This window comes from Pantoea sp. R102 (assembly GCF_004916815.1).
GTDB lineage: Bacteria > Pseudomonadota > Gammaproteobacteria > Enterobacterales > Enterobacteriaceae > Pantoea > Pantoea dispersa.
On the sequence record NZ_SDFT01000048.1, the window covers coordinates 1 to 3,809 of the forward strand.

At 57.3% G+C, this 3,809-nt stretch carries 3 protein-coding genes; 2 read left to right on the top strand and 1 reads right to left on the bottom strand.

Features of this window, described 5'->3' with window-relative positions; translation table 11 throughout:
* The coding region (gene pepN, locus ERD80_RS06710) for an aminopeptidase N (RefSeq protein ID WP_136546283.1) at positions 1-1,760 on the bottom strand (1,760 nt) is incomplete at its 3' end.
* Positions 1,761-2,005: 245 nt separating this feature from the next.
* Here pepN and pncB point away from each other — a divergent pair.
* Both pncB and ERD80_RS06720 read left to right on the top strand, forming a co-directional pair.
* A complete protein-coding gene (pncB, locus tag ERD80_RS06715) occupies positions 2,006-3,211 on the top strand; it encodes a nicotinate phosphoribosyltransferase (RefSeq protein ID WP_168926256.1) in 1,206 nt (401 codons plus the stop codon).
* A gap of 155 nt (positions 3,212-3,366) precedes the next feature.
* On the top strand, positions 3,367-3,809 hold a 443-nt coding region (locus ERD80_RS06720; RefSeq protein ID WP_248295836.1), incomplete at its 3' end, for an OB-fold nucleic acid binding domain-containing protein.

Sequence of the window (3,809 nt, forward strand, 5' to 3'; positions counted from 1 at the left end):
TGGCCCTGCTGATGGCGCGCCACGTTGAGGCGGATATACGTCGCCAGCAGGCTTTGCGCCGCATCCCAGCGCGAGAAGTCATTGCGCGCGTGGCGCATCAGGAAAGTCAGCTGCGCATCGCTCCATTTATAGTCAAGCTTCACCGGTGCGGAGAATTCCCGTAGCAGCGACGGCACCGGCTGGAAATAGACCTTGTCGAAAATGAAGGTCTGGAACTCGTCGGTGACGTTCAGCACGTGATGAACCGGATGACCGTTGTGCTGCAACGGAATGACCTTGCCTTCGCCGTCATACAGTTCGATATCCAGCGGGATGTGCAGCGGCAGCTTCTCTTTTTGATCGACGGTCGGTGGCGTGTGCTGCGTGACGTGCAGCGTGTACTGCTCCAGCTCCGGGTTGTAGTCATCACGCACCGTCAGCACCGGCGTGCCCGACTGACTGTACCAGCGGCGGAACTGTGACAAATCGACGTTGGAGGCATCTTCCATCGCCTGCACGAAATCATCACAGGTGGCGGCGCTGCCATCGTGACGCTCGAAATAGAGCTGCATCCCCTGCTGGAACTGCTCTTCACCCAGCAGCGTGTGCAGCATGCGAATCACTTCAGAACCCTTCTCGTACACCGTCAGGGTGTAGAAGTTGTTCATTTCAATCACCTGATCCGGACGGATCGGATGGGCCATCGGGCTGGCATCCTCGGCGAACTGCGCGCCGCGCATCACGCGCACATTATCAATACGGTTGACCGCGCGCGAGCCGAGATCGGAACTGAACTCCTGATCGCGGAAGACCGTCAGACCCTCTTTCAGGCTGAGCTGGAACCAGTCGCGGCAGGTCACGCGGTTGCCGGTCCAGTTGTGGAAATATTCGTGACCAATCACGGCTTCAATGCCGAGATAGTCTTTGTCGGTGGCGGTTTCCGCTTTAGCCAGCACATATTTGGAGTTGAAGACGTTGAGGCCTTTATTCTCCATCGCGCCCATGTTGAAGAAATCCACCGCGACGATCATAAAGATATCGAGGTCATATTCGAGACCGAAACGCTCTTCGTCCCACTTCATGCTGGCTTTGAGCGAGGTCATCGCCCAGTCCGCGCGGTCGAGGTTGCCGCGATCGACAAAAATTTCGAGCGCCACGTTACGGCCGGAACGGGTGGTAAAGCTATCGCGCAGCACATCGAAATCGCCGGCGACCAGCGCAAACAGGTAGCAGGGTTTCGGGAACGGATCCTGCCATTTCACCCAGTGACGACCATCCTCGTGCTGACCGCTCTCCAGCTTGTTACCGTTGGACAGCAGGTACGGATAGCTAGCCGCGTCGGCGATCAGGGTGGTGGTGAAGCGCGCCAGCACGTCCGGGCGATCGAGATACCAGGTGATATGCCGGAAGCCTTCGGCTTCACACTGGGTGCAGAGCGCCTCGCCGGATTTGTACAGCCCTTCCAGCGCGGTGTTTTTATCCGGATGGATTTCATTAATGATGGTCAGGGTAAAGTTGTCCGGCAGCTGGCTGATAATCAGTGCGCCCTGCTCTTCGCGGTAGTGCGGCCACGGATTGCCATCCACCGCCAGCGACAGCAGCGTCAGCGCCTCACCGTCCAGACGCAGTTCAGCCTGCTGCGCGCCAAGGCGTTTTACCTGACTGACGGCGGTGACGCGCGTAGTCGCCGCATCAAGATCAAACGTCAGGTCGATATCGGTGATGGTGTAGTCCGGCGCCCGGTAGTCGTGGCGATATTTAATTTGCGGCTGTTGCGTCATAAATCCTTCTCGCATCGTTAATATAGTCAACCCTCAGAGTCTAAGCGGGTTGCGCCCGGGTTGCCACGCACAATGCGTGAGTTGCGCCAAAAGTCTACAATTCATTAACAATGGCACAAATGACCCTCGACCTGTCACCTGCAATTATGGTGTGATCGCGGTGATTACTGTTTTATACTCCTGCGTCTTTATGACTTTGTTGAATACCGGGCTCTGCTCCGCGGAAGAGGATGCTGAAACGCACCATGACTGGACACGCTTCCCCGATTTTGACCACGCTGCTTGATACCGATGCCTATAAGCTTCACATGCAGCAGGCCGTTTATCATCGTTACTACGATGTCCCGGTAACGGCAGAATTTCGCTGCCGCAGCGATGAGCAGCTCGGCCAGTATGCCGACGCCATCCGCACGCACATTACTGCCATGCAATCTCTGGCGCTGAGCGATGACGAATATCGTTACCTCAGCAGCTTACCGTTTTTCCAGCAGGATTATCTCGACTGGCTGCGCCAGTTCCGCTTCGATGCCTCGCAGGTTGAGGTGCGCGACGATCACGGGCATCTGCGCATTCAGATTCGCGGCCCGTGGCGTGAAGTGATTCTGTGGGAAGTGCCGCTGCTGGCGCTGATCAGCGAAGTGGTACACCGCCACCGGACGCCGGAAAGCGGCGCGGAACAGGCGGTGGCGCATCTGCAGCAAAAGCTGGTGCACTTCCGTGAGCAGGTGGGCGATCTCGATATGTCGCGCTTCCAGCTGATGGACTTTGGCACGCGCCGTCGTTATTCGCGCGCGGTGCAGGAAGCGATTGTCAGCACGCTGAAAAACGAATTCCCGTGGCTGCTGGGCAGCAGTAACTACGATCTGGCGCGCCGGTTGCAGCTTAACCCGGTCGGAACCCAGGCACACGAATGGTTCCAGGCGCATCAGCAGATCAGCCCGGTACTGGCCAACAGCCAGCGCGCGGCGCTGCAGTCGTGGCTGGATGAGTACGATAACCAGCTCGGCATTGCCCTGACCGACTGCATCACGATGGACGCCTTCCTGCGTGATTTCGGCCCCGGTTTTGCCCATCGCTATCAGGGCCTGCGCCATGATTCGGGCGATCCGGTGGAGTGGGGAGAAAAAGCCATTGCGCACTATCAGCGGCTGAATATTGATCCGCTCAGCAAAACGCTGGTGTTCTCCGATAATCTCAACCTCGATAAAGCGCTGGCGCTGTATCGTCATTTCGGTCAGCGCGCGAACGTGGTATTTGGCATCGGCACCCGCCTCACCTGCGATATTCCCGGCGTCACGCCTTTGAATATCGTGATCAAACTGGTGAGCTGCAACGGTAAACCGGTGGCCAAACTCTCCGACAGTCCCGGTAAAACCATCTGCCAGGATAAAGCCTTCGTGCGCGCCCTGCGCAAAGCCTTCGACCTGCCGCTGGTCAAACGCGCCAGCTAATTGGCCTGAGCAGGGTGCCTGCGCCCTGCTCTGCGCCAGAAAATCTCTTTATTCCCCGGCAATTTTGCTTGTTTCCTGGTGGCTCGCAAGTAACATAGCTAAACCCCGGAATGGGGCTTATTTCACTCCATCTTCATTTATATAGAGAGATTTTTATGAGCGTAGTGCCTGTAGCGGATGTACTGCACGGCCGTGTCGCGGTTGACAGTGAAGTCACCGTACGTGGTTGGGTACGTACCCGAAGAGATTCCAAAGCCGGTCTTTCCTTCATCGCCGTTTATGACGGTTCCTGCTTTAATCCCGTTCAGGCCGTCGTCAATAATTCTCTGAATAATTATCAGGATGAAGTGCTGCGTCTGACCACCGGCTGTTCGGTGATCGTCACCGGTAAAGTGGTGGAGTCGCCGGGTGAAGGCCAGGCATTCGAACTGCAGGCGACCCAGGTTGAAGTCACCGGCTGGGTGGACGATCCGGATACCTATCCGATGGCGGCTAAACGTCACAGCATCGAATACCTGCGCGAAGTGGCGCACCTGCGTCCGCGCACCAATATTGTCGGTGCCGTGGCGCGCGTACGTCATACGCTGGCGCAGGCGCT

Bases quoted from the DNA above. Each gene is read 5' to 3' on its own strand.
- pncB (WP_168926256.1), top strand. From the start codon at position 2,006: ATGACTGGACACGCTTCCCCGATTTTGACCACGCTGCTTGATACCGAT.